This window comes from Fodinicurvata halophila (genome assembly GCF_042651425.1).
Lineage (GTDB): Bacteria > Pseudomonadota > Alphaproteobacteria > Kiloniellales > DSM-21159 > Fodinicurvata > Fodinicurvata halophila.
Map to the genome: position 1 here is coordinate 1 of NZ_JBHSCW010000014.1, position 5,662 is coordinate 5,662.

Genomic DNA, 5,662 nt, shown 5'->3' on the forward strand with positions numbered 1-5,662 from the left:
TGGTTGCGGGGGCAGGATTTGAACCTGCGACCTTCAGGTTATGAGCCTGACGAGCTACCGGGCTGCTCCACCCCGCGGTTGTGGGTGTTTGTTGGTTTGCGTGTGTTTGGGGTTTGCGGAGAGGGTTCATGAGTTTCGGGCTGTTGCGGCCTTGGAAGACCTGGCGGCGACCTACTCTCCCACGCCTTGAGACGCAGTACCATCGGCGCTGGGGGCTTTCACGGCCGAGTTCGGGATGGGATCGGGTGTTTGAACCCCCGCCCTAACCACCAGGTCGTCGAAAGCCGCAACGGCTCGGGTGCACGTTTTCTTGTTGGATCTCTGTCGCTCGGTGTTCATCGAGCTGGCTGGCCGTCAGCGCGCGTTGTGCAGGGCGGGCGATCTGCCTTGCTGCTGTGCGCGGTGGGGCCGGCCGGTTCTGGTATAAGATCAAGCCGATCGAGCGATTAGTAAAGCTCAGCTTCACGCGTTGCCGCGCTTCCACATGCTTCCTATCGACGTCGTGGTCTACGACGGCTCTTATGGCGAGACCTGGTTTTGAGGAGGGCTTCCCGCTTAGATGCCTTCAGCGGTTATCCCGTCCGTACATAGCTACCCGGCGATGCGGCTGGCGCCACAACCGGTCCACCAGAGGTACGTCCATCCCGGTCCTCTCGTACTAGGGACAGCGCCTCTCAAGTCTCGAACACCCACGGCAGATAGGGACCGAACTGTCTCACGACGTTCTAAACCCAGCTCACGTACCACTTTAATCGGCGAACAGCCGAACCCTTGGGACCTGCTCCAGCCCCAGGATGTGATGAGCCGACATCGAGGTGCCAAACACCCCCGTCGATGTGGACTCTTGGGGGGTATCAGCCTGTTATCCCCGGCGTACCTTTTATCCGTTGAGCGATGGCCCTTCCACGCGGGACCACCGGATCACTATGACCGACTTTCGTCTCTGCTCGACATGTATGTCTCGCAGTCAGGCGGGCTTATGCCATTGCACTCGACAGCTGATGTCCGACCAGCTTGAGCCCACCATCGCGCGCCTCCGTTACTCTTTGGGAGGCGACCGCCCCAGTCAAACTACCCACCATGCAGGGTCCCGGACCCGGATCACGGGCCGCGGTTAGGCACTAAAACGCGTAAGGGCGGTATTTCAAGGTTGGCTCCACACCAGCTGGCGCTGGCGCTTCAAAGCCTCCCGCCTATCCTACACATACAGGTTCTAGTACCACTGCAAAGCTATAGTAAAGGTGCACGGGGTCTTTCCGTCTAACCGCGGGGACTCCGCATCTTCACGGAGAATTCAATTTCGCTGAGCCTGTGCTGGAGACAGTGGGGAAGTCGTTACGCCATTCGTGCAGGTCGGAACTTACCCGACAAGGAATTTCGCTACCTTAGGACCGTTATAGTTACGGCCGCCGTTTACCGGGGCTTCGATTCGAGGCGTGAACCTCTCCTCTTAACCTTCCGGCACCGGGCAGGCGTCAGACCCTATACGTCGCCTTGACGGCTTCGCAGAGCCCTGTGTTTTTAGTAAACAGTCGCCACCCCCTGGTCTGTGCCCCCCGACCCTGGTTGCCCAGGACCGGGGCCCCCTTCTCCCGAAGTTACGGGGGCAATTTGCCGAGTTCCTTCAGCACAGTTCTCTCAAGCGCCTTGGTATACTCTACCTGTCCACCTGTGTCGGTTTGGGGTACGGTCTCGTGCGGGGGCTCTTTCCTGGGACCGCTTGGCCGCCCGGGCAATCCAATAAGCCCGGACAACGTCCGCAATCCGTCACCACCCGCAGGCCACGGAATATTAACCGTGTTCCCATCGGCTACGCCTGTCGGCCTCGCCTTAGGGGCCGGCTCACCCTGCGCGGATTAACCTTGCGCAGGAACCCTTGGACTTTCGGCGGGAGTGTTTCTCACACTCCTTGTCGCTACTCATGTCAGCATTCGCACTTGCCATATCTCCAGAGGCCCTCACGGGTCCTCCTTCGCAGATCTAGGCAACGCTCCGCTACCGCTCCGTCATAAGACGGAACCCGCAGCTTCGGTACATGGCTTGAGCCCCGGTACATCTTCGGCGCAGGACGGCTTGTTTAGACCAGTGAGCTATTACGCTTTCTTTAAAGGATGGCTGCTTCTAAGCCAACCTCCTGGTTGTCTTGGCCTTCCCACATCCTTTCCCACTTAGCCATGATTTGGGGACCTTAGCTGGCGGTCTGGGCTGTTTCCCTCTCGACGACGGACCTTAGCACCCGCCGTCTGTCTGCCGGACTGATACTCCTCGGTATTCGGAGTTTGGTTAGGTTTGGTAAGCCTCGCGGCCCCCTAGCCCATCCAGTGCTCTACCCCCGAGGGCAATATCCGACGCACTACCTAAATAGTTTTCGCGGAGAACCAGCTATCTCCGGGTTTGATTGGCCTTTCACCCCTAGCCACAGCTCATCCCCGTCTTTTTCAACAGACGTGGGTGCGGCCCTCCAGTGGGTGTCACCCCACCTTCAGCCTGGCCATGGCTAGATCACCCGGTTTCGGGTCTGATCCTGCGAACTCAAGCGCCCTATTCAGACTCGCTTTCGCTGCGCCTACACCTATCGGCTTAAGCTCGCTCGCAAAATCAACTCGCTGACCCATTATACAAAAGGTACGCGGTCACCCACACGCCAAAAGGCGCGCAAGCTCCCACTGCTTGTAGGCATTCGGTTTCAGGGTCTGTTTCACTCCCCTCATCGGGGTGCTTTTCACCTTTCCCTCACGGTACTGGTTCGCTATCGGTCATGCACGAGTACTTAGCCTTGGAGGGTGGGCCCCCCATGTTCAGACAGGATTTCACGTGTCCCGCCTTACTCAAGGATGACTCCAGGACTGGACCCGTACGGGGCTGTCACCCGCTCTGGCGCGCCTTTCCAGACGCTTCCGGTTTTCCTGGAACCACCACTGGGCTGGTCCGCTTTCGCTCGCCGCTACTCGCGGAGTCTCGGTTGATTTCTTTTCCTCCGGCTACTGAGATGTTTCAGTTCGCCGGGTTCGCCACGCCAGCCTATGTATTCAGCTGACGTTCACCCTAAAGGGTGGGGTTGCCCCATTCGGAAATCCGCGGATCAAAGATTGCTCTCATCTCCCCGCGGCTTATCGCAGAGTGCCACGTCCTTCATCGCCTGTGCATGCCAAGGCATCCACCAAATGCCCTTACTTGACGCTTGATCTTAAAAACCGGCCGACCGCCACGCACAGGAGCAAAACAGATCACTCCCATGACATCGGCGCTCGACCAAACTCAGCTCTCTAAACCCGAGTTATAGAGATCGAAACGTGCTCTTGGGCCCTTCACGACCCAGACAGCCCGGCCGCCACCCCCAGCAGGGGCAACCACCTCACAAGCTGTCCGGCCCAAAAGGCCCGAACCCTCTCCACAATGTCAAACAACCGAAACCCGTCCCTTGGGACAAGGCTCCAGAACTCATGTCTTCCGCCCGAGATCCCAGCCGCGCTCAAAGCGCACCGCAGGGGCCCTCATCTCTCGTCGCCGCCGCCAGCGTCCGGAACCAGTGTCCGCCGCCAGTATCCATCGCCAGTGTCTGGTGGAGCCGACCGGGATCGAACCGGTGACCTCAAGCTTGCAAAGCTCGCGCTCTCCCAACTGAGCTACGGCCCCATCAGGTCAAACGCCAGACAACCGGCCGCCCGGCACCCGAGCGCGCAAGGATAATGGTGGGCCTGGGAAGACTTGAACTTCCGACCTCACGCTTATCAAGCGCGCGCTCTAACCAACTGAGCTACAGGCCCGGCCGAGCCACACCCGCCAGTTTGAAAAACTCACCAAGGGCGCAGCACGCGCATACACAGCAAAACGGCTCTGAAAGGCGAAACGCCAGGCTCACTCCATGAACCGGCGTTCCTCTCAGGCTGGAAGGGATACGTAGACGGCGGCCGCAATCTGTCCGGCGCTCATCTGTGACATCGGCAGCAAGCCGCCGATATCCTTAGAAAGGAGGTGATCCAGCCGCAGGTTCCCCTACGGCTACCTTGTTACGACTTCACCCCAGTCGCTGACCTTACCGTGGCCGGCTGCCTCCCTTGCGGGTTAGCGCACCGTCTTCGGGTAAAGCCAACTCCCATGGTGTGACGGGCGGTGTGTACAAGGCCCGGGAACGTATTCACCGCGGCATGCTGTTCCGCGATTACTAGCGATTCCGCCTTCATGCACCCGAGTTGCAGAGTGCAATCCGAACTGAGACGGTTTTTGGAGATTCGCTCAGGCTCGCGCCCTCGCTGCCCACTGTCACCGCCATTGTAGCACGTGTGTAGCCCAGCCCATAAGGGCCATGAGGACTTGACGTCATCCCCGCCTTCCTCCGGCTTGTCACCGGCAGTCCCCCCAGAGTGCCCGGCCAAAACCGCTGGCAACTGAGGGTAAGGGTTGCGCTCGTTGCGGGACTTAACCCAACATCTCACGACACGAGCTGACGACAGCCATGCAGCACCTGTGTGGCGTCCAGCCGAACTGAAAGTCTCCGTCTCCAGAGACCGCGACGCCCATGTCAAGGGCTGGTAAGGTTCTGCGCGTTGCTTCGAATTAAACCACATGCTCCACCGCTTGTGCGGGCCCCCGTCAATTCCTTTGAGTTTTAATCTTGCGACCGTACTCCCCAGGCGGTGTGCTTATCGCGTTAGCTGCGCCACCGAAATGCTAAGCATTCCAACGGCTAGCACACATCGTTTACGGCGTGGACTACCAGGGTATCTAATCCTGTTTGCTCCCCACGCTTTCGCGCCTCAGCGTCAGTTGCGGGCCAGTGAGCCGCCTTCGCCACCGGTGTTCTTCCCAATATCTACGAATTTCACCTCTACACTGGGAATTCCGCTCACCTCTCCCGAACTCCAGACACCCAGTTTCAAAGGCAATTCCCAGGTTGAGCCCGGGGCTTTCACCTCTGACTTGGATATCCGCCTACGCGCCCTTTACGCCCAGTAATTCCGAACAACGCTTGCCCCCTCCGTATTACCGCGGCTGCTGGCACGGAGTTAGCCGGGGCTTCTTCTGTGGCTACCGTCATCATCTTCACCACTGAAAGAGCTTTACAACCCTAAGGCCTTCTTCACTCACGCGGCATGGCTGGATCAGGGTTGCCCCCATTGTCCAATATTCCCCACTGCTGCCTCCCGTAGGAGTCTGGGCCGTGTCTCAGTCCCAGTGTGGCTGATCATCCTCTCAAACCAGCTATGGATCGTAGGCTTGGTAGGCCATTACCCCACCAACTACCTAATCCAACGCGGGCCCGTCCCGGGGCGATAAATCTTTCCCCCTCAAGGCGTATCGGGTATTAGCCGCCGTTTCCAGCGGTTATCCCCAACCCCAGGGTCGGTTCCCACGCGTTACTCACCCGTGCGCCACTCATGCCCGAAGGCATGCGTTCGACTTGCATGTGTTAGGCCTGCCGCCAGCGTTCGTTCTGAGCCAGGATCAAACTCTCATATTGACCTCGTCCGATCAGCCCAAAAGCCAACCGAACTCATATCAAGGGTCCGTCACTCAAAAAACGCATCCTCCAAGGGACCAAAATCCCCCAGAGGGCTTAAAGCCAGGATACGCATCTCGAACAACGGCCCAAGCCAAAACAGCTCGCAAAACCGCCGTCCGCGTATCCCTTCCAATAACAATCAACAATGTCAAAGAGCCG

At 58.8% G+C, this 5,662-nt stretch carries 3 tRNA genes and 3 rRNA genes; all 6 read right to left on the reverse strand.

The features are described 5' to 3' along the window. Positions 1 to 77, reverse strand: a tRNA-Met gene (locus tag ACFOW6_RS17715). An 81-nt stretch (positions 78 to 158) separates the two neighbouring features. Further along, positions 159 to 274 (reverse strand): 5S ribosomal RNA (rrf, locus tag ACFOW6_RS17720). A gap of 151 nt (positions 275 to 425) precedes the next feature. Next, positions 426 to 3,187 (reverse strand): 23S ribosomal RNA (locus tag ACFOW6_RS17725). A gap of 373 nt (positions 3,188 to 3,560) precedes the next feature. Continuing rightward, positions 3,561 to 3,636, reverse strand: a tRNA-Ala gene (locus tag ACFOW6_RS17730). Between the two features lie 54 nt (positions 3,637 to 3,690). Beyond that, a tRNA-Ile gene (locus ACFOW6_RS17735) sits at positions 3,691 to 3,767 on the reverse strand. Between the two features lie 201 nt (positions 3,768 to 3,968). Beyond that, positions 3,969 to 5,461 (reverse strand): 16S ribosomal RNA (locus ACFOW6_RS17740). The 16S, 23S and 5S rRNA genes sit together here with 3 tRNA genes alongside, the layout of an rRNA operon. Between the last annotated feature and the right edge of the window lie 201 nt (positions 5,462 to 5,662).